General features: G+C 66.9%; 16 protein-coding genes. 14 read left to right on the forward strand and 2 right to left on the reverse strand.

The genetic code is table 11. The features are described 5' to 3' along the window. Nucleotides 1–25: 25 nt before the first annotated feature. The 9 genes from CCS01_RS05680 to CCS01_RS05720 all read left to right on the forward strand — a co-directional run bounded on the left by CCS01_RS05680 (nucleotide 26) and on the right by CCS01_RS05720 (nucleotide 11,900). Entirely contained in the window at nucleotides 26–1,780 is a 1,755-nt protein-coding gene (locus CCS01_RS05680; RefSeq protein WP_204848151.1) for a PQQ-dependent dehydrogenase, methanol/ethanol family, read from the forward strand. Nucleotides 1,781–1,846: 66 nt separating this feature from the next. Next, nucleotides 1,847–2,443 carry a c-type cytochrome gene (locus CCS01_RS05685; protein ID WP_146101574.1) on the forward strand — a complete coding sequence of 199 codons (597 nt, stop codon included), beginning with the start codon at nucleotides 1,847–1,849 and terminating at the stop codon, nucleotides 2,441–2,443. After that, nucleotides 2,424–3,089, forward strand: a complete 666-nt coding sequence (locus tag CCS01_RS05690; RefSeq protein ID WP_104517860.1) for a hypothetical protein — start codon at nucleotides 2,424–2,426, stop codon at nucleotides 3,087–3,089. The genes CCS01_RS05685 and CCS01_RS05690 overlap by 20 nt, the downstream gene beginning before the upstream one ends. Before the next feature lie 3 nt (nucleotides 3,090–3,092). After that, nucleotides 3,093–3,707: a QcrA and Rieske domain-containing protein gene (locus CCS01_RS05695; protein WP_104517861.1), complete on the forward strand. Its 615-nt coding sequence runs from the start codon at nucleotides 3,093–3,095 to the stop codon at nucleotides 3,705–3,707. 49 nt (nucleotides 3,708–3,756) lie between these two features. After that, entirely contained in the window at nucleotides 3,757–5,490 is a 1,734-nt protein-coding gene (locus CCS01_RS05700; protein ID WP_104517862.1) for a methanol/ethanol family PQQ-dependent dehydrogenase, read from the forward strand. Nucleotides 5,491–5,651: 161 nt separating this feature from the next. Beyond that, nucleotides 5,652–6,554, forward strand: a complete 903-nt coding sequence (locus CCS01_RS05705) for a phytanoyl-CoA dioxygenase family protein (RefSeq protein WP_104517863.1) — start codon at nucleotides 5,652–5,654, stop codon at nucleotides 6,552–6,554. 123 nt (nucleotides 6,555–6,677) lie between these two features. Continuing rightward, nucleotides 6,678–8,369, forward strand: a complete 1,692-nt coding sequence (locus CCS01_RS05710) for a methyl-accepting chemotaxis protein (RefSeq protein WP_104517864.1) — start codon at nucleotides 6,678–6,680, stop codon at nucleotides 8,367–8,369. 155 nt (nucleotides 8,370–8,524) lie between these two features. After that, nucleotides 8,525–9,208, forward strand: coding sequence for a dimethylsulfonioproprionate lyase family protein (locus CCS01_RS05715; RefSeq protein WP_104517865.1), 684 nt, complete (start codon nucleotides 8,525–8,527; stop codon nucleotides 9,206–9,208). A 277-nt stretch (nucleotides 9,209–9,485) separates the two neighbouring features. Beyond that, nucleotides 9,486–11,900, forward strand: coding sequence for a PAS domain-containing protein (locus CCS01_RS05720; RefSeq protein ID WP_104517866.1), 2,415 nt, complete (start codon nucleotides 9,486–9,488; stop codon nucleotides 11,898–11,900). Between the two features lie 160 nt (nucleotides 11,901–12,060). Here the strand turns inward: CCS01_RS05720 and CCS01_RS05725 are convergent, their stop codons facing one another. After that, nucleotides 12,061–12,489 carry a cupin domain-containing protein gene (locus CCS01_RS05725; protein WP_204848152.1) on the reverse strand — a complete coding sequence of 143 codons (429 nt, stop codon included), beginning with the start codon at nucleotides 12,487–12,489 and terminating at the stop codon, nucleotides 12,061–12,063. Nucleotides 12,490–12,567: 78 nt separating this feature from the next. On the opposite strand from CCS01_RS05725, the gene CCS01_RS05730 reads away from it, so the two are divergent. Then, nucleotides 12,568–13,185 (forward strand): phospholipase D-like domain-containing protein, encoded by a 618-nt coding sequence (locus CCS01_RS05730; protein WP_158258245.1) that lies wholly within the window; start codon nucleotides 12,568–12,570, stop codon nucleotides 13,183–13,185. 51 nt (nucleotides 13,186–13,236) lie between these two features. Here CCS01_RS05730 and CCS01_RS33500 read toward each other — a convergent pair whose 3' ends face one another. Further along, nucleotides 13,237–13,392, reverse strand: a complete 156-nt coding sequence (locus CCS01_RS33500; RefSeq protein ID WP_158258246.1) for a hypothetical protein — start codon at nucleotides 13,390–13,392, stop codon at nucleotides 13,237–13,239. Nucleotides 13,393–13,927: 535 nt separating this feature from the next. Between CCS01_RS33500 and CCS01_RS05735 the strand changes: the two genes are divergently transcribed. The 4 genes from CCS01_RS05735 to CCS01_RS05750 form a co-directional block, all read left to right on the forward strand. Then, the gene (locus tag CCS01_RS05735) at nucleotides 13,928–15,112 is read left to right on the forward strand and encodes an FAD-dependent monooxygenase (protein WP_104517869.1); all 1,185 of its coding nucleotides are present in this window, start codon (nucleotides 13,928–13,930) and stop codon (nucleotides 15,110–15,112) included. Between the two features lie 205 nt (nucleotides 15,113–15,317). Continuing rightward, nucleotides 15,318–18,224: an FAD-binding and (Fe-S)-binding domain-containing protein gene (locus tag CCS01_RS05740; protein WP_104517873.1), complete on the forward strand. Its 2,907-nt coding sequence runs from the start codon at nucleotides 15,318–15,320 to the stop codon at nucleotides 18,222–18,224. Between the two features lie 81 nt (nucleotides 18,225–18,305). Next, a complete protein-coding gene (locus CCS01_RS05745) occupies nucleotides 18,306–19,472 on the forward strand; it encodes a thiolase family protein (RefSeq protein WP_104517870.1) in 1,167 nt (388 codons plus the stop codon). A gap of 14 nt (nucleotides 19,473–19,486) precedes the next feature. After that, nucleotides 19,487–20,174 (forward strand): SDR family NAD(P)-dependent oxidoreductase (locus CCS01_RS05750; RefSeq protein WP_104517871.1); only part of this gene is annotated, 688 nt, incomplete at its 3' end.

Below are 20,174 nucleotides of genomic sequence, written 5' to 3' on the forward strand. Positions count from 1 at the left end.
AAACGGATCTGGGATGGAGAAACGTATGTCCAAGAATACCTTGATGGCGGCGTTCGCCGCCTTTCTTCTCGGCACGACATCGCTGGTATATGCGGCCGATGACGTTACGCCTGATAAACTTTTGAATGCGGATTCGGAAGCCGGAAACTGGCTGACCAACCACAAGGATTACTCCGCGCACCGGTTCTCGACGCTGAACCAGATCAACAAGTCCAACGTCAAGAACCTGCATGTTGCCTGGACGTTGCAGCTTGGCGGCATCGAGGGCGGCGGAATCTGGTCGCACGGCGGGCTTGAAGGCACGCCAGTCGTACAAGACGGATACATGTACGTAACGGATGGTTGGGGATCCGTTTACAAGATCGATACGCATGGCGGACAGGGAAAGATCCTCTGGCGGATGGACCCGAAGACCGACCATGACTGGGCCGGCGCCGTTGCCTGCTGCGGCGTTGACAACCGCGGCGTGGCACTGGCCGGCAACATGGTGATCTCGCACACACTGGATGGGCGTCTGATCGCCACCAACAAGGACACCGGCCAGATCGCCTGGCAGCGTCAGGTGGCCGATCCTGACAAGGGCGAGGTCATGACGGGCGCGCCCCTGGTGGTGAAGAACCTGGCGATCTCCGGCGTGGCGGGCGCCGAGTATGGCATCCGCGGCTGGATTGCCGCCACCGACCTGACGACTCACAAGGAAGTCTGGCGCACCCATACCATTCCGGCAAAAGGCGAGCCGGGCAGCGAAACCTGGAAGGACAACTACAACGCGGCCGCGATGGGCGGTGGCTCGACCTGGGTGACCGGCAGCTATGATCCGCGCACCAACACGCTGTACTGGGGCGTCGGCAATCCTGGGCCCGACTGGGATTCGGAATATCGTCCGGGCGACAACCTGTACACCGACAGCACCCTGGCGCTGGACCCGGATACCGGCAAGATCAAGTGGCACTACCAGCACACGCCGAACGACCCGTATGATTACGACAGCGTAGCGGAGAACGTTCTGGTTGATGCGCCGGTGCATGGGCGTGACGCGCACCTGGATCTGGAAGCCGATCGCAACGGCTTTGCCTACGCGGTGGATCGCGACACCGGCAACTTCATCTGGGGTCTGCCGTTCGTGAAGAAGGTGACGTGGACCAAGGGCCTGGATCCGGAAACCGGCAAGCCGGCAGAGTACGACCCGAAGAAGGCGGTACAGCAATACGCGGTCACGCCAAGCCGGCAGAACACCGTGACGATGATCTGCCCCGGCAACATGGGCGGCAAGAACTGGCCGCCGACCGCGTATAATCCGATTCTGAAGGAATGGTACATTCCGGTCATCGAAAGCTGCAACCGCGTAACGGTAAAGCCTGAGAATCCGAACAAGAAGCCTCACCCGCGGGACCTGTTCACCGGCGGCGGACCTGACCAGCCTGTGCGCATCACCGGCAGCGTCACTGCGATCGACGTGACCACCGGCAAGGAAGTCGGCAAGCATGAAACGCCCTATCCAATGCTGGGCGGCCTGCTGACCACGCCGGACCTGGTGTTCTACGGCCAGCCGGACGGCATCGTGGCCGCGCTGGATGCCAAGACGCTGGATCAGTTGTGGAGCTTCAACACCGGTGGCGGCGTCAACGCGCCCCCCATGACCTTTACCTCGGACGGCAAGCAGTATGTTGCGATTCTTGTCGGCCAGGGCGGGGCCTGGGACAAGTGGTTTATTGACGCAACTCCGGAACTGAAGAAGGTGCATCCGAGTTCTGCTCTGTATGTCTTCTCTCTGAACTAAGAAGGGTGTCCGGGGGCGGGGCGTGAAAACCCGCCCCCGAAGAGACGTTGCAAGAAAGTTTGTACTGTGATTATTGGTTTTCGCTATGGTACGGCCGCAGTCTGCGCGGCCATGATGTTGACTTCGGGGGTCGCTTTTGCTCAATCGCAACAAGTTGATCAGGATGGATTGCGGGTATTCAAGACGGCAAACTGCATGGGATGCCACAAATGGTCCGGCATCGGCGGTGGCGGCTATGGCGGCGCGGCCGCAAACCTGCGTAAGACCACGCTGAGCCTCGATCAGATCGAGCAGACCATCCGCTGTGGCCGTCTCGGAAAAGGCATGCCGCATTTCCAGGAGGACGCTTACAGCGACGGGCACTGCTACGGATTGAAGAAATCCCAGCTTTCCGCCACACAGATGCCGCCGGAGCCCGACCATCCGCTGCGGCCCGCCGACATCAAGGCTGTCGCCCATTACGTATTCGAGAAGCTCAAGGGCTCGGGTGATCCCACCTTTGCGCAATGCCAGACATTTTTCGGCACCCGGACGCGTGCCTGTGATGTCTACGAGGACCAGAGTTCCGGCCATGTCCAGGCAGCCGCGGCTGAGCGGGACCAGGCTTCACCCCGTCAGCACATGAAAGTGGAGGCTGCATCCGATGCCAACGCGCCGCGATAAGATGCGTACCAGCAACGTCGTCGGCCTGGCGTGTGCCGTTGTTGCCCTGCTGGCCCCCCTCACCGCTGTGGCGGAGCACAACGACCTTCGTGAGTTCCGCATCGGCATGCCGGTTTCAGCCCTGCCCCAGAGTGGCTATGGCGGTTTCACCTGCGCCGCCGAACCGGCAAAGACGCTGTCCGGCTGGGGCGATTACAAGGCCTGCCCGGCAGGAACCGACGGCATGCACGCCGTCAGTTTCCGTTACGATGGCAATCCGTCAACCGAAGGCAAGACGATCGTCGCCGGCCAGCCCGTGACGCTCACCCTGCTGATCGACGACCAGGCCGAGGTCGGCGGCCTGCGCATCGACACCGACCCGCACGCCCGGCTTTATCTTCACAAGAAGGCTCACCTGTTCGCCATTCAGGTTCGTGAACGCTTCGGCGCGGACGGATGGACCTGCCGGAAGTTCGAGCCGACCGCGACAGAGCAGCCGGTGGGCGGCGTGTTCTTCCATGACCATTGCGAAAAGGCGACGGAGACGCGCCGCTATCTGCTCGACCGCGAATTGTTCCGCGATCCGGCAAAGCCGCTGATCGACTTTACCGACGCCACGCAACTGACGATCCTCAAACCCGACTCGGCACAAACAGCGGGGAGGTAGAGAATGAGCAACGACAGGCGAACCGACGACAAGACTTGCTGCTGCGACCCGGTGCGGCGATCCCTGCTGCAACTGGGCGCCGTCGCCACCGCGGCCGCGTTGCTGCCAGGCAAGGCGCGGGCGGACGACGAAGACGACCCGAGACGGATGGAACGGCCGCAGGTCGGTGACTTCCTGGTTTACGCCGGTGGCGACCAGGAAGGGGCCTTGATCATTGAAGGTGCCTTGAATGTCGGCGACGAGCCGGTGCTGGCCTGGGCGACCGATCCATCGCGCAAGATCCTGCGCGACGGCACGCGGCTCAACCAGATACTGGTGGTCCGGCTCGATCCGTCGACCATGGATGCGGAAACCAAGTCCCATGCCGCTGCGGGCTTCCTCGCCTACTCGGCGATCTGCACCCATATGCAATGCACGGTGACCGGTTGGATCCCCGAGAAACAGATTTTGCACTGCCCGTGCCACCAGTCGGAGTACGACCCGCGGCACGACGCCAAGGTGGTTGGTGGCCCGGCGCCGCGACCACTGGCCGCCCTGCCGCTGAGAATGGTGGACGGCAAGCTGCAGGTCGCCGGAGAATTCATTGGAAAGGTGGGCATGAACAAACAGACCATGTGAAGCAAGACAAGAAAAGCGTAACGATAACAATCCGGGATGGAGAAACATCATGATTGGACTGAGACAAACCGCCAAGGTTGCCTTTGCGGCTGCCTTGCTGGGCAGCGTCAGCATGGTCGCTGCACTGGCGGGCGAGGTCGACAACTACAGCCCCGTCACGCAGCAGCGGCTGGAAAATCCCGAGCCTGGCAACTGGCTGCTGTATCGCCGCACCTATGACGGTCACGGCTACAGCCCGCTGAACCAGATCAATTCCACCAACGTGAAGAACCTCGAGCCGGTCTGGACATTCGCCACCGGCGTGAACGAGGGCCACGAAGCGCCGCCGATGGTGAACAACGGCGTCATGTTCGTTGCGACACCGTACGGGCAGGTGATCGCGCTGAACGCCAAGACCGGCGACCTGATCTGGCGCTACAAGCACACCCTGCCGGAAGACCTGTTCCAGCTCCATCCCACCAGCCGTGGCGTTGCCATGTGGCAGGACAAGCTGTTCCTGGCCGCAACGGATGACCACCTGATCGCCATCGACGCGAAGACCGGCAAGGAACTTTGGAACACCAAAGTCCAGGACTACAAAAAGGGCCAGTACATGACGCTGGAGCCGTTGGTGGTGAACGGCAAGGTCATGGTCGGCGGCTCGGGCGGCGAGTATGGCGTGCGTGGCTACGTCGCGGCCTATGATGCCGACACCGGAAAGGAAATATGGCGGACCTTTACCGTTCCCGAGCCGAACCAACCCGGCGGCAACACCTGGCGGGGCGACGACTGGAAGCATGGCGGCGGTTCGGTCTGGATCACCGGCACCTATGACCCGAAGCGCAACATCGCTTACTGGGGAACCGGCAACGCGGCACCATGGCCGGGTGACCAGCATCCCGGAGACAACCTCTACACCACCTCGGTCATCGCCCTGAATCCCGACAACGGCAAGATGGTCGGCTACCACCAGTACCACCAGAACGATTCCTGGGACTGGGACGAGATCGATGCGCCGATACTGATCCACGACATGAGCGAGAACGGGCAGACAATCGACGCCCTCGTTCATCCAGCGCGTGATGGCTATCTGTGGGTCCTGAAGCAGACTCCTGCCGGTATCGAGTTCGTTTCCGGCAAGCCGTTCGTCGGCCAGAACGCCTTCAAAGGAATCGAGCCGGAAACCGGCCGCCCGATCGTCGATCCGGAACACAAGCCGACGACCGGCAAGGACGTTTCGTTCTGCCCGTCGCTGTGGGGCGGCAAGGACTGGCCGTCCGCGTCCTATAATCCGGAGACCAAGCTGGTCTACATCCCCGCCAACAACAACATGTGCGAGACCCTGAAGGGCGAGAAGCAGAAATTGGTCGTCGGCCAGCTCTGGCTGGGCGCCGATGCCGACCATGCCAAGCTTATTCCGGGTGCTGATCATATCGGCGAGCTGCAGGCATGGGACCCGGCAACGAGCAAGCAGGTCTGGGTGCACAAGTTCCCGAAGACCCAGTTGTTCGCATCGACTCTGACCACCGGCGGTGACCTGGTGTTCGTCGGCGGAACCAACGACCGGATGTTCCACGCCTTCGATGCCAAGACCGGCGACCTGCTGTGGCAGATGAAGACGAATTCCGGCATCATGGGTATGCCGGTGGCGTTTGAGGTCGACGGTACCGAGTATATTGCGGTTCAGTCAGGCTGGGGCGTTGACGCGCAGCGCATCCAGGACATGCTGGCAAAGACCGACTGGAAGCTCAACCCCGACGTGCCGCAGGGCGGCGTGGTCTGGGTTTTCGCAGTCAAACACTAAGGTAATGTCACGGGGTGGCGCAGCCGGCGCCATCCCGTGCGACGCTTGCATCGATGCGGCGGCTGCTCCAACGCTCCGGTTCTTGATCGTCCCCCGGCAGGCCAATCTGGCCGCCCGTCCGAAAGCGCGCCATGCTGGCGCCAATTACGGGAGGACACAGCATGAAACCGGAAGACGTTCTGACGCATCCCGCCCTGGTGCTGACCGAGGTACAGCGCATCGCCTATTTCGCCGACGGCTTCCTGGTGCTGCCCGATTACGTGCCGCAGGCCTGGCTGGTCCGTCTGCGCACGGCAACGCAGGAAATGCTGGAGCGCAGCCGCTCCGTCACGCAGTCGGACGGCGTCTTCGTGCTGGAGGAAGGCCACGGCCCTGACACGCCGCGCCTGCACCGCGTCACCAGCCCGCAGGACCAGCACAAGACGTTCTGGGAGTTTATGTGCGACCCGGTGATGACCGATCTCGCCGCCGACGTGGTCGGCCCGGACGTGAAGTTCCACCACGCCAAGCTGAACGTGAAGTCCGAGCGCGGCACGCGCGGCTTCAAGTGGCACCAGGACATCCCCGCCTGGCCGCACACCGACTACAGCCCGGTGACCATCGGCGTCTACGTCAACGGCTGCGACGACGACATGGGCCCGCTGTCCTTCGTGCGCGGCAGCCATCTCGGGCCGTTGCACAGCCAATATGACGACAGCGGCGCCTTCGTCGTGCGTGTGCGCGACGCGGTGGTGCGCGCCATCCCGCCCGAGAGCATCGTCACCGCGACCGGCGGCCCCGGCACGACGGTGCTGCTGAACTGCCGGACCATCCACGGCTCGCTGGAGAACCGGTCCGACCGCGCCCGACCGCTGCTGCTGCCGGTTTATTCTTCGGCCGACTCGTTCGCCTACACGCCCAGCCCGATCGTGAGCCCCCACATGGGCGACGTCGTGCGTGGGCGGCCGGCGAAGCATGCGTGCTTCGATCCGCGTCCGTGTGAGCTACCGCCGGATTTCCGCGCCGGCTACACCCCACCCTGGGCCATGCAGAAGCAGGAGGAGGACCGGGTGCCGGCGATGTAGCGGCGCCTCCGCCGCAATGACACAGCAACGTCCGATGGCCCGGACGTTTGGTGTGAATTGTAATGAATTGCGCCATCCACCCTGCTATATCCCCGCCAGGCAACCAGCAAGGCGTGATACGCAATGAAACTTCTCGGCCATCTCAAGCTTCGCACCAAGCTGACCTTGCTGGTTGGCCTGTCGGCGCTCACCCTCGTCATCGCCATTGGCGCAGCGGGCCTGCTCATGCGCCAGCGGATGTTCGATGACCGCGTGGACAAGCTGCGCGCCATCACCGAGCAAGCCGTTTCAATCGCCACCAGTCTCCAGAAGCAAGGACAGGCGGCCAACCTGAGCCGCGAGCAGGTCATGCGGCAATGGCGCGACGCCATCCGGCCGATCCGCTACGGCAACGGCGTCGGCTACGACTTTGCCTATGACATGAACGGCACGACCGTCGTCCTTGGACCGACGCCGGCCGCCGAGGGAACGAACCGCCTTGGCATCAAGGGCGCCGACGGCGAACCGTTCGTGCAGGACATGATCCGGATCGCCCGCCAGGGTGGCGGCACGGTGGTGTATCGCTATCCCAAGCCCGGATCGAGCGTCGCGCAGCCGAAGCTTGCCTATGTCCTGCCGGTGCCGGGCTGGAACCTGTTTGTCGGAACCGGATTGTACATCGACGACCTCGACCGGGACATGCGCGCCGCCACGATCCAGGTAGGGCTGGTTGCCGGCGCGACGCTGGTGATCGCCCTGCTCGCTGCCTGGCTGGTCAACCGCGACATCGCCGTCTCGCTCGGCAGCCTGAAGGCGGCGATGGACCACCTTGCGAAAGGCGACCTGAACACGTCGATTCCCGGCGCCGAACGGCGGGACGAAGTCGGCGGCATGGCCCGTGCTGTCCTGGTGTTCAAGGACACCATGCTCGAAGCCGAACGCCTGCGCGCCGAGCAGGAAGCGGTCAAGCAGCACGCCGCCGCCGAGCGCGCATCCGTGCTGAACCGGATGGCGGACGGCTTCCAGGACCAGATCGGGCATCTTGTGCAATCCCTGTCCGCCCGGTCGGCTGAACTGGAGGCCACCGCCCGGTCGGTCACCAGCACGGCAGACCAGAGCAACCAGCAGGCCGCCTCCATCGCCGCGGCGGCCGAACAGGCCAGCGGCGGGCTGCATACCGTGGCCGCGGCGGCCGAGGAACTCACCGCTTCCATCGGCGAGATCACCCGCCAGGTGGCGCAGTCCGCCCGCATCAGCGGCGCGGCGGTGGAAGACGCCCGGCGCACCGACGCCATCGTGCGCGCCCTCGCCACCGGGGCGGAGAAAATCGGCGCCGTCGTCGGCCTGATCAGCAACATCGCCAGCCAGACCAACCTGCTCGCGCTGAACGCCACCATCGAAGCGGCGCGCGCCGGCGAGGCCGGCAAGGGCTTCGCCGTGGTCGCCTCCGAGGTCAAGAGCCTGGCCACCCAGACCGGCAAGGCGACCGAGGAGATCGCCGCGCAGGTCACCGAAATCCAGGCCGCGACGCAGCAGGCGGTCGAGGCGATCAGCGGCATCGCCACCACCATCACCGAGGTCAGCACCATCGCCGCCACCATCGCCACCGCGGTCGGGCAGCAGGGCGAGGCTACCGCGGAAATCGCCCGGACGGTGCAGCAGACCAGCGATGCGGCGCAGGCGGTCAGTTCGGGCATCAGCGGCGTCAGCCAGGCCGCCGGCCAGACCGGCGCGGCGATCGGCACCTTCCTCACCGCCGCCTCCGACCTGTCGAAGCAGGCCGGGGAACTGTCCGGGGAGGTCAAGACCTTCCTCGCCGGCGTCCGGGCGGCATGAAGCACCGCCAGCCCGGGATCGCGGTGCGGCCCCGGGCTTGTGCGATCGCGTGCGGGCCATGAGCCGGGGCGTTTCCGTCCGGGATGGCGGCGCTCCGGCAGGCAGTGGCGCGTCATGGTGGCGCGCCGGCGGATCATGTGGGAAACAGCGCTGCCATGATCACCGCCCATCCACGCGGCGCCCATCCACGCGGCGCCACGGCGCAACCGCCGTCGCCGCAGCCCGCGCCGGACAGTCTGTCCCCGGAGGCATTCAGAATCCTGGCGAGGCTCGCGCGTCACTGGCTGCGGCGCGGCATCCGCCGCCGGGATGCCGTCGGCACGGAATTGCGCCGGATCGATCCGCTGATCGACCAGGCCAGGGAAACGGGCAAGCCGGCAAGTCCCACATACCACCCGGTGCTTCGCCACCTGACCTCGGCGTTGGAGGGGTTCAACGGACTGGAACTCCTGGCGCAAAGCGGGCCGCTGCTGTCCTGGCGCGACGCCGGCGGCCCACCCGGCGCCGCGCCGCGGACGCAACTGGCCCGGGCCGAGATCATCGGCCCCGAGGCCCCGTTGCGGCATCCGGACCTCACCCTGGGATTCCTGCTGGTGGCGCCGCATGCCGATCATGCGGCGCCAGGCAGTCCGGCGACGGAACTGCATCATGTCGTCTCCGGACGCGCGCTCTGGAGCGTGGGCGCGGCGACCGAAGAGCGCCGGCCCGGCGACTTCGTCCTGCATCCGGACAGCATCCGCCATGCGATCCGGACGGCGGATGACCCCCTGCTGACGATCTACGCCGTGGCCGGGAACCGTCCCGTGCCACCGGGCACGACTCCTCACGAATCGGTGTAACCAGCGCCTGGCCACGGCCGGATACAATCGGATTCAAACTGTCCACGCCGATCGGCGGTTCCTTTGGTGGCGGTGCAGACGCAAGTTTTGCAGTCTCTTAAAGGCTTCCCGGCGCGGTTCCGCCGGCCTCGCAACGTCGCCGCACCCTGGCCCGGCGCCATCCGTGCCCGGAACCGGACACCGGACCGCCTGTTGATCCGGCAACGCTGGCACCCCATTGTTCAGGCTCGATCACTTGGTCCGGATTTGCGGGAACCTCAATGCAGCCGGAACGACGATGGTTGCCCTGACCAATCGGGCGAGGCACGGCGGAAACCGGCTGCGGCGGTTCGTTGAGACCTCGCCGGCGGCCATGGCGATGTTCGACCGCGACATGCGCTACATCGCCCACAGCCAGCGCTTTCCCGCCGAGTTCCGGTTGCCGTACGACGATCTGGTCGGCCTTGGCCACTACGACGTGTTCCCCGGCAGCGCCGAGCGATATGGCGCCATCCACCGCCGCTGCCTGGCCGGCGCGACGGAAAGCGCCGAGGAGCAGAAATTCCCGCATGACGACGGCGGCGTCGACTGGCTGCGGTGGGAGATGCGCCCCTGGCACGACGACAACGGCGCCATCGGCGGCGTCATCCTGTTCGTCGAGAACATCACCGCGCGGAAGTCCGCCGAACTGGCGCTGCGCCGCAACGAGCAGCGTTACCGCATGGCGCTCCGCGGCTCATCCGTGACGGTGTTCGAGCAAGATCTCGGCCTGCGCTACACCTGGATCGACAACCCGGTGTTCGACCGCACGGCCGAGGACATCCTCGGCCGGACGGACGCCGAGGTGTTCGAGGATGCGGGCGATGCGGCGGTGACCATGGCGCTGAAGCGCCAGGTGATCGAGCGCGGCGTCGGGCAGCGACAGGAAGTGCGCGTTCGCCATAAAGGTGTCGCGCGCACTTTCGACCTGACCATCGAACCCCTGCGCGACGACGCCGAAGCCATCGTCGGGGTGACGTGCGCCGCGGTCGAAACCACCGGGCGCAGGCGGATGGAGGCGGCGCTGGCGGACAGCGAGGCCCGCCTGCGCGCGGTGCTTCAGCAGATCCCGGTCGCGGTGGCCATTTTCACGCCCGACGACCGGCTGGACCTGGCAAGCCGCCACACCGACGCCACGCTGGGCCCGCCGGACGCGAACCGGCCAGGCGATCCCGCGGCGTCACGTCTGAGGGCGGAACATCCCGATGGACGTCCGTATGCCCGCAATGACTATCCCTGGTGGCGCGCCCTGCACCAGGGCGAGACCATCGTCGCCGAACCCTTGCTGCACCGGCGCCCCGACGGCGCACGGGTCGACCTGGAAATCTACGCCGCGCCGGTGCGTGACGCGGACGGCCGGACCATCGCCGCGGTGACCGCGGCGCTCGACGTCTCGGAGCGCAAGCGCGCCGCGCAGGCGCTGGCGGACTCGCACGCCCGGCTGGAGGCGCGGGTCGCCGACAGGACCCGGGCGCTGAGCGAGGCCGCGCATGAGCTTGCCGCCGAGATGCGCCGCCGCGAGCAGGCCCAGGCGGCGCTGCTGCAATCGCAGAAGCTGGATGCGCTCGGGCAGATGACCGGCGGCATCGCGCATGATTTCCGCAACGTGCTCGCCGCAGTGGCAGGCAGCTACAGCCTGTTGCGGCGGAAGACCGGCGATCCCGGCCTGCTGCGGACCATCGGCATCGGCGAGAAGGCGGTGGAGCGGGCGGACCGCCTGATCAACCAGCTTCTGGCCTTCGCCCGGCGGCAGCCGCTGCGGCCCGAGCGGCTCGACCTGGCGGCGGTGCTGCCCGGGGTGCGGGATTTCGCCCGCCATTCCGTTGGACCCGGCATCGTCTGCCAAGTCGCGGTCGAGCCGGATGTCTGGCCCATCCTCGCGGATGCCGGACAGCTTGAGGTCGCGCTGCTCAATCTGGTGGTCAACGCGCGCGACGCGATGCCGCAGGGCGGCACGATCCGGATCACCGCCCGCAACCTGCCGGTCGGCGCGGACGCGGTGACGACGCTGCGGCTGCCGCCGCGCGACTACCTGGCGATCGCAGTCACGGACACCGGCGGCGGCATGCGGCCGGAGGTCGCGGCGGCGGCCGTGCAGCCATTTTTCACCACCAAGGACGGCGACAAGGGGACCGGGCTGGGCCTGGCGATGGTCGATGATTTCGCCCGCCGCTCGGGCGGCGGCGTCCGCATCGACAGCGCACCGGACGCCGGCACGACGGTGCAGATCATCCTGCCGCGGGCCGGCGCCGACGGCGAGGCGCCGGTGGACGCGGCGGCACCCGAGGCCGATGCCGCCACCCACGGCGACGCGGTGATCCTGCTCGTCGAGGACGACGAGCAGTTGCGCGGCGTCACGGCGCAGCACCTGCGCTCGCTCGGCTACAGCGTGGTCGAGGCCGGCAGCGCCGAGGCGGCGTATGCGCTGGTGCACACCGTACGCAGCCTGGACCTGGTGATCACCGACGTCGTCATGCCCGGCGCCGATGGGGTGCAGCTCGCGACCCGGCTGATGCAGGAACGGCCCGGCCTGAAGCTGCTGCTGATCACCGGCCGGCCGGACGACGTCGAGACGGCCGGCTACACGGTGCTGCGCAAGCCGTTTCGCGCCGTCGCGCTGGCACGCGCCGTTCTCGAGCAGCTCAGGCGTACCGGCGGGCGGCCACCGGGCTGAGCGGCGTCTCCGGTGCATTGGAATGGGGCGATGGGACGGCGTAAGATCGTCTCCCTATCGTCATGGCCGGGCGTGTCCCAGCCATCCATCCCCGCCGCCGAAGCGCAGATGGCCGAGACCGCGCCCGTCCATGACGAAACAGGAACGGCTTGAGCCGGGATCAGCTCTGATTGCGGTCAATCGGCGACGCCCATGGCCCGGGCACGAACTCCGCCTCGTCCTCCCCCGGCCAGGGCGGCATGGTGATTGCAATGGCATCCAGCGTTTCGGTTTCGCCGGCGCGGAACTGGAACGCGGTGCCCGGCTCGATCGATAGGCAGATGCCCGGTGCCAGCGCCGTGACCGTCTCCATGCCCTCGGCGGCGCGCCACATCTCGCCCTGCCCGGACAGCACGTACCAGATTTCCTCCACCGTGCGGTGGCGCACCGCGGCGGACACCTGCCCCGGGCGGAGGCGGAAATGCGCCATGCTGCCGCCGGTCAGCGACAGCAGGATGCGCACCTCGGACCCGTCCGGCGCAATCACGTCATGCGCGGCCGGCAAGGTCATGGCCGGGAAAGCGGTCTTGGCGGACTCCTGCATGGACATACACTGACACCCCTGGACCGTCCGCCGCAACGGTGCGAGGAATACCCGGGTCGGCATGAGGCTTGGCCGGGGGTATGGATGCGCTTGCCGCGAGTCGTTTCTCTGATTGTGATCGTCGCGGTGGCGCGCCTGTCGCCGGCGGTCGCGGCAGACCATCTCCAGACCCCGCCGCACGGACCGGCCGAAGCCCGGGTTTCGGTCTGCTTCGTGCCGGAGCAGGAATGCGACACCGGCGTAGCCGAGGCGATCGCCGCGGCGGCGCACACCATCCGTGTCCAGGCCTATGGCTTCACCTCGCGGGTGATCCTGCGGGCGCTTGTCGCGGCGTGGGGGCGCGGCGTCGACGTGCAGGTGATCCTGGACAAGTCCGACGAGCGCGACCACGGCTCGCGTGCCGCCGCGGCGCGCTTCACCGCGGATGCCGGCATCCCGACCTGGATCGACGACAAGGTGGCGATCGCGCACAACAAGGTCATCATCATCGACGGCCACCTGGTCATCGGCGGCTCGTACAACTACACCGCCGCGGCCGAGCGCAGGAACGCCGAGAACGTGACGTTCATCGATGCGCCGGTGGTGGCCGACTTCTATCTGGTCAACTGGGAAACCCGGAAGGCGGTGTCCCGCCCGTCGCGGTTCGAAGCCGGACCGGGAGCGGACGAGGCGCATGTGGTGGCGTCGGCGGGAGGGCGGTAGCGGCGTCCGTTTGTCGCGGCAGGAGGCGGCCGCGTGCGTTTCAGGGCCTGTTCAGCTTGAGGCGGGCCTGAAGTTCAGGAGCGGCTTGTGGCCGCGGTCCGGGATGGTGCGTCCCCGGTTGGGACAGCGTGCGTCGATCTGCCAGATCTGATCAACCGCCACCGCGAACACCGGGTGCAACAGATCCGGCGAGGCGGGATCGAGCATGTCGCGGATGTGGTTGTCGCTGGGGATCCTGGCGATGCCGAACAGGCTGGTGGCGTTGGAATGCCCATGGCTGGCCTCGAACTGGCGCTGGTGCGCCAGGAAGGATGGCTCTGCATGAAGAACACCGAGAACGCCGCCATGCCGATGTCGCTCATGGCGTAGGTCGTGTTGAGGCCGCGATGCTGGTCGGGGAAGCGGTCCAGGCAGCTTCGTAATGATCCAGGCATGACATCGAGCGGGCGCATGCGCGCACCGATTCGCAGTCCGGCGGTCTTGCGAATCTCCTACCTGCCGCCGGAGAATGGGATGATCCGAGCTGTTGCTTTTCAGACTCACCCAGCGTTCACAACCGCGACTCAGTCGCATTGAGAACTGCTGGTGCTGATGCATGATCCTTTCCCGATGCGGGCCAGGCCACCAGCCAGGTCGCAAGCGCCCCGGGACACCGCCAGGCTATCGGCCACGACCCCCGGCGCCCGGGCTTCATCGCCCACCGTGGGTCATCCGCGCAACAAGACCGAGGGGAACTGATGACATGGCCGACGTTCTGATCGCCGGAGCCGGGTTGGGCGGCCTGACCGCGGCGCTTGCCTTGATCCAGCGCGGACACCGGGTCCGCGTCTTCGAGCAAACGGCCGACCTGCGGGAAATCGGCGCCGGGGTCCAGCTCGGCGCCAACGGCACGCGCATCCTGATCGCGCTGGGGCTGGAAGCCGCGATGCGCGAGGTGATCTGCGCCGCCACGTCGAAGGAGGTCCGCCTGGGCAGCACCGGCCAGGCGTGGCCGATCTTCGACCTGGGCGAGACGTCGGTCGAGCGGTTCGGCGCGCCCTACTGGATGGTGCACCGCGGCGACTTCCACCGCGTGCTGTTGGATGCCGTTCGCGCCGCCGCCCCCGGCGCAGTGTGCCCCGGTCACGCCGTGCTAAGCTTCACCCAGGACGCGGACGGCGTCGTGCTGCACCTGGCGAATGGCGAGCACGTCGCCGGCGACGTGCTGATCGGCGCGGATGGCGTGCACTCCCGCATTCGCCGGCAGATGTTCGGCGATGGCGTTGCCCGCTTCACCGGCATTGTCGCCTGGCGTGGCCTCGTGCCGATGGACCACCTGCCGCCGCATCAGCGTCGGCTTGTCGGCGTCAACTGGATGGGCGTCGGCGGCCACGTCGTCACCTACCCGCTGCGCCGCGGCGAGATCCTGAACTTCGTCGGCGTCGTCGAGCGCGATGACTGGCAGGTGGAAGCCTGGAACGTGCCCGGCAGCACGGCGGAGTGCCTGCACGACCTGCGCGCCTGGCACGATGACGTCAAAACGATCATCCGTGCCGTCGAAACGCCGTACAAGTGGGCGCTGCTCGGCCGCGATCCGCTGGTACATTTCGCCTGCGGCCGCGTCTGCGTGATGGGCGACGCGGCCCATCCGGCACTGCCGTTCCTGGCGCAGGGCGCGAACATGGCGCTGGAGGATGCGATGATCCTGGCCCGCTGCCTCGACACCGGCGCCGTTCCGGATGCGCTGTTGCGCTACGAGAACGCCCGGCTGGAACGCACCGCCGCGATCGTGCGCGGCTCCGCCGACAATGCGAAGCGCTTCCACAACCCCGCGCTGGGTACGCCGGAGAGCGCGGCGGCGTACATTGCGCGGGAATTCACGGCGGAGAAGGTCCGGCAGCGATACGACTGGCTGTACGATTACGACGCGCTGACGGTGCCGATCTGATGGTTCGAGGCAGCGGCCCGCGAGGGGCAGATAGCGACGCTCGGCCGCTCCGGCGGAAGGTCAGGCCAACGCCGTGTCATCTGCTGGTGAAGGGCGAGCGCCCAAAGTACGGCGCAACGACGGCGGAACAGCGTGGCCGGGCCTTGCCGGCGTTCATGATATGTGAATGCTGCGTACCGGGCACGCAACCATGGCGAATTCCGGTATGAACAAGCATCAAAGTCGATCGGTCGACGATGACGGCCTGGCACGGCGCCTGTCCCGGTCTGTCACCGGGCCGGTGCTGTTCGACCGGGCCAGCCGCGGGCGCTACAGCACGGACGCATCGATCTACCAGATTCAACCTGTGGGCGTGGTTGTCCCGGACACGATCGACGATGTGGCCGCCGCGATGGCGATTGCTCGGGAGGAAGGTGTCCCGGTCCTGGCCCGTGGCGGCGGCACGAGCCAATGCGGACAGACCGTCAACGCGGCGCTCGTGATCGACTGCTCCAAGAGCCTGCGCCGTATTCTGCACATTGACGCTGACAGCCGGACGGCCCGGGTCGAGCCCGGCCTGGTGCTGGGCCATCTGAACGCCGCGCTGCGCTCCTGCGGCCTGTTCTTTCCGGTTGATCCGTCAACCCATGCGCGCTGCACCCTGGGGGGCATGGCGGGCAACAACTCCTGCGGGTCGAAATCGATCCGCTATGGCCTGATGGCCGACAATGTCCGATCCATCGACGCCATCCTGTCGGATGGATCGCGTCACCGCTTCGGCCCCGCCGGCGACAACGACAACAGCGCAACGACAACCAAGATCGCGGATCTGCTGCAGCGGATGCATGCTCTCGGCCTGGCCGAGGCGGACGAGATCGCAGCGCGGTTCCCCAAACAGCTTCGCCGCGTCGGCGGCTACAACATCGACGCCCTGACGCCGGCCGCCAAGGCCGCCGGCCGCGACAACCTGGCGCGCCTGCTGGTGGGATCCGAAGGCACGTTGGCGTTTTCCGCGGAAATCGAACTGGCGCTGCAACCGATCAAACCGCGCAAGGTGCTTGGCATCTGCCAGTTCGCCACATTCCGGAAGGCGATGGAGGCGTCGAAGCACATCGTGGGCCTGGATCCCGAGGCGGTGGAACTGGTCGACCGCACGATGATCGACCTGGGCCGGGCCATTCCAATCTACCGCGACACGATCGACCGGATGCTCATCGGCGAGCCCGACAGCCTGCTGATCGTCGAATTCCACGGCCACGACGATCAACCGTTGCTGGCGAAGCTGAACGACCTGGAAAGCCTCATGGGCGATCTCGGTCATCCGGGCGTCGTTCGGGCCACCGATCCAGGCTTCCAGGCTGCTGTCGCGGCAGTGCGGGAGGCCGGGCTGAACATCATGATGTCAATGAAGGGCGCTGGAAAGCCGATCTCCTTCATCGAGGACTGTGCTGTCGATCTGGAAGACCTGGCCGATTACACAGAAAGACTGAACGACGTCTTCGAGCGTCACGGAACGAAAGGAACCTGGTACGCTCACGCATCGGTCGGCTGCCTGCACGTACGGCCGGTGCTGAACATGAAGGACCCGGCGGACATTGCCACCATGCGGTCCGTTGCCGAGGAGGCGTTCAGTCTCGTGCGTGAATACAAGGGATCGCACAGTGGCGAACACGGCGATGGGCTGGCGCGAAGCGAGTTCCATGAACAGATGTTTGGCGCCCGCATCGTGCGCGCCTTCGAAGCCGTGAAGGATGCTTTCGACCCGATTGGCCTGCTGAACCCCAACCGGATCACCCGTCCACCAAGAATGGACGACCGGACGCTGTTCCGTTACGGCTCCGATTACAAGCCGGTCGGGAATTTCGTTCCGGCCCTCGACTGGTCCGATCATCCCGGCGCGCTGGGCGGGATGCTGGGCGCGGTGGAGATGTGCAACAACAACGGCACCTGCCGCGGTTTCGATGCCGACGTCATGTGCCCGAGCTACCGGGTCACCCGCGACGAGATCCATGTCACCCGCGGCCGGGCCAACACCCTGCGGCTGGCGCTTACGGGGCAGCTGGGCGCCGATGCCCTGGCATCGGACGCGTTGGCCGACGCCATGGCCCTGTGCGTGTCCTGCAAGGCGTGCCGGCGGGAATGCCCCACCGGCGTGGACATGGCCAAGATGAAGATCGAGGTCACCGCGGCCCGGGCCAAGACTCTCGGCATAAAATGGCGCGACAGGCTGGTTGCGGAGCTGCCACGCTACGCGCCGCTGGTCTCGCGCCTGCCCGCATTGGCCAACCTGCGCAACGACTCGCCGGCGCTGCGCCGGCTGGGCGAACGTCTTCTGGGCTTTTCGGCCGATCGGCAATTGCCGGAATGGAGCAACGCCAGGTTCCTCGACCGCGAGGCCGCAGACTCGGGCGCGGTCCATGGCGAGGTTTACCTGCTGGCGGACACCTTCAACCGGTATTTCGAGCCGGAGATCCTGCGCGCCGCGGTGACGCTGCTGGCCGCGGCGGGATACCGCGCGATCGTGCCGGAAACGAAAGGGCGACCGCTGTGCTGCGGCCGCACCTGGCTGGCCGCCGGCATGGTGAACGAAGCGCGCCGTGAAGCCAGGCGCATGATGGACAACATGCCGAAGGACCAGCCTGTCATTGGCCTTGAACCGTCGTGCCTGATGACGCTGCGTGACGAGTTCCGCTCGTTGCTGCCAGGCGCGGAAGCGGACCGCTTCGCCGCCAGGGCCATGCTGCTGAGCGAATTCGTCGCGAAGACGAACCCCGCGATCAGCCTCCGGCCGCTGCCTGGTACAGTGCATGTGCATGGACACTGTCACCAGAAGGCGTTCGGCGCGTTTCCCGACGCGCTGGCGATGCTGCGGCGGATCCCGCAACTTTCGATCCAGCCCATAAAGTCTTCGTGTTGCGGCATGGCGGGCAGCTTCGGCTACCAGGCGGAAACCCAGGCGACGTCGCGGGCCATGGCGGAAGCGGCGTTGCTGCCGGCGGTGCGGGCCGCATCATCGGCCGACTATGTCGTGGCGGACGGAACATCCTGCCGGCACCAGATCCGGGACCTGTCGGGGCGAAAGGCACTGCACTCGGTCCAGGTGATGGAACTGGCGTTGGCGCGCAGCGGCTAGGCTTGCATTGCCGCGTCCGGGACATTGACCATCCCGCCACCGACATGAAGAATGACGGCAACCGAGGAAGGAACGTACCCCATGTCAACCGCCGTCATCGTCGATGCCGTCCGCACCCCGATGGGCCGCGGCAAGCCCGGAGGCAGCCTGTCGGAGGTCCACCCGACCGACCTGATGGCGACCGTGCTGTCGGCCATCGTCCAGCGCAACCGCCTCGATCCCGGCACGGTGGACGACGTGGTGGTGGGCTGCGTCAGCCAGGTGGGCGAGCAGGCGGCCAATCCGGGCCGCACCGGCTGGCTGGCGGCGGGCTTCCCCGAGCATGTGCCCTCCACCACCATCCAGCGGATGTGCGGCTCCTCGCAGCAGGCGGCGCATTTCGCCGCGCAAGGGGTGATCGCCGGCGCCTATGACATCGTCATCGCCGCGGGGGTGGAAAGCATGTCCCGCGTGCCGATGGGCAGCAACCGTGTCGGCAAGGACCCCTATGGCCCGGCGTTCAACACCCGCTACGCCCCTGGTTTGGTCGGCCAGGGCGTGTCCGCCGAGCTCGTCGCCGCCCGCTGGGGGTTGTCGCGCGAGGCGATGGACGCCTACGCTGCCCGGTCCCACCATCGCGCCGCCACGGCCGACTTCAGCACCGAGATCGTGCCGGTGATGTCCCCGGGCGGACTGGTGGAGAGGGACGAGACGATCCGGCCGCAGACCACGCCGGAGGCGCTGGCGGGCCTGCGGCCGGCGTTCGAGAACGCGGAACTTGGCGCCCGCTTCCCGGAAATCCGCTGGAGCGTCACCGCCGGCAATTCCTCGCAGATCACCGACGGCGCGGCGGCGGTGCTGATCACCAGCGAGGAGACGGCAGCCCGGCTGGGCCTGACGCCGCGCGCCCGCTTCATCAACTTCGACGTCATCGGCGACGACCCGCTGCTGATGCTGACCGCGCCGATCCCGGCGACGCGGCGGGTGCTGCAGAAGGCGGGGATGCACCTGGACCAGATCGAGCATATCGAGGTGAACGAGGCGTTCGCCTCCGTCCCGCTGGCTTGGCAGAAGGACCTGGGGGCGGGTGACGAACGGCTGAACCCGATGGGCGGGGCGATTGCGCTGGGCCATCCGCTGGGCGCCTCGGGCGCGCGGCTGCTGACCACCATGCTGAACGCGATGGAGCGCAGCGGCGCCCGCTATGGGCTGCAGACCATGTGCGAGGCCGGCGGCATGGCGAACGCCACCATCATCCAGCGGCTGTAACGGGAGCGTCCGTCATGGAACTTGCGAATGCGGTTGCGGTTGTCACCGGCGGCGCGTCTGGCCTTGGCTTGGCCAGCGTGAAGCGGCTGATCGCCGGCGGGGCGCGGGTGCTGATTGTCGACCTGGAACGGTCGAACGGCCCCGCGGTGGCGGCGGAACTGGGGCAGGGCACGCAGTTCGCCGCCGCCGACGTGACCGACGAGGCGGCGATGGGCGCCGCCGTGGCACAGGCCGAGGCGATGGGGAAGGTGCGGGTGCTGGTGCACTGCGCCGGCAAGGGCGGCAGCAAGCGGGTGGTGGAGAAGGACGGCAGCCCGATGCCGCTGGCGCATTTCGCTGACATCGTCTCGGTGAATCTGATCGGCAGCTTCAACGCCCTGCGCCTGGCCGCCGCCGCCATGGCGAAGAATGAGCCGGTGAACGGCGAGCGGGGAGTCTGCATCCTGACCGCCTCGATCGCCGGCTACGAGGGGCAGATCGGCCAGACGCCCTATGCCGCGAGCAAGGCGGGGGTGATTGGGTTGACGCTGTGCGCGGCGCGGGACTTGGCGAGCCGTTTGGTGCGGGTGTGCACGATTGCGCCCGGGATCATGGACACGCCGATGCTGGGGCGGTTGCCGGAGAACATCCGGGCCGGGCTGGCGGCGAGCGTGCCGAATCCGGCGCGGTTGGGGGAGGCGGGGGAGTTTGGGCTGCTGGTGG

Source organism: Rhodopila globiformis (assembly GCF_002937115.1).
GTDB classification, from domain to species: Bacteria; Pseudomonadota; Alphaproteobacteria; order Acetobacterales; family Acetobacteraceae; genus Rhodopila; species Rhodopila globiformis.

Bases quoted from the DNA above. Each gene is read 5' to 3' on its own strand.
- CCS01_RS05710 (WP_104517864.1), top strand. From the start codon at position 6,678: ATGAAACTTCTCGGCCATCTCAAGCTTCGCACCAAGCTGACCTTGCTG.
- CCS01_RS05700 (WP_104517862.1), top strand. From the start codon at position 3,757: ATGATTGGACTGAGACAAACCGCCAAGGTTGCCTTTGCGGCTGCCTTG.
- CCS01_RS05725 (WP_204848152.1), bottom strand. From the start codon at position 12,489: ATGTCCATGCAGGAGTCCGCCAAGACCGCTTTCCCGGCCATGACCTTG.
- CCS01_RS05690 (WP_104517860.1), top strand. From the start codon at position 2,424: ATGCCAACGCGCCGCGATAAGATGCGTACCAGCAACGTCGTCGGCCTG.
- CCS01_RS05715 (WP_104517865.1), top strand. From the start codon at position 8,525: ATGATCACCGCCCATCCACGCGGCGCCCATCCACGCGGCGCCACGGCG.
- CCS01_RS33500 (WP_158258246.1), bottom strand. From the start codon at position 13,392: ATGCTCGATCCCGCCTCGCCGGATCTGTTGCACCCGGTGTTCGCGGTG.
- CCS01_RS05680 (WP_204848151.1), top strand. From the start codon at position 26: ATGTCCAAGAATACCTTGATGGCGGCGTTCGCCGCCTTTCTTCTCGGC.
- CCS01_RS05705 (WP_104517863.1), top strand. From the start codon at position 5,652: ATGAAACCGGAAGACGTTCTGACGCATCCCGCCCTGGTGCTGACCGAG.
- CCS01_RS05735 (WP_104517869.1), top strand. From the start codon at position 13,928: ATGGCCGACGTTCTGATCGCCGGAGCCGGGTTGGGCGGCCTGACCGCG.
- CCS01_RS05720 (WP_104517866.1), top strand. From the start codon at position 9,486: ATGGTTGCCCTGACCAATCGGGCGAGGCACGGCGGAAACCGGCTGCGG.
- CCS01_RS05695 (WP_104517861.1), top strand. From the start codon at position 3,093: ATGAGCAACGACAGGCGAACCGACGACAAGACTTGCTGCTGCGACCCG.
- CCS01_RS05730 (WP_158258245.1), top strand. From the start codon at position 12,568: ATGCGCTTGCCGCGAGTCGTTTCTCTGATTGTGATCGTCGCGGTGGCG.
- CCS01_RS05740 (WP_104517873.1), top strand. From the start codon at position 15,318: ATGAACAAGCATCAAAGTCGATCGGTCGACGATGACGGCCTGGCACGG.
- CCS01_RS05745 (WP_104517870.1), top strand. From the start codon at position 18,306: ATGTCAACCGCCGTCATCGTCGATGCCGTCCGCACCCCGATGGGCCGC.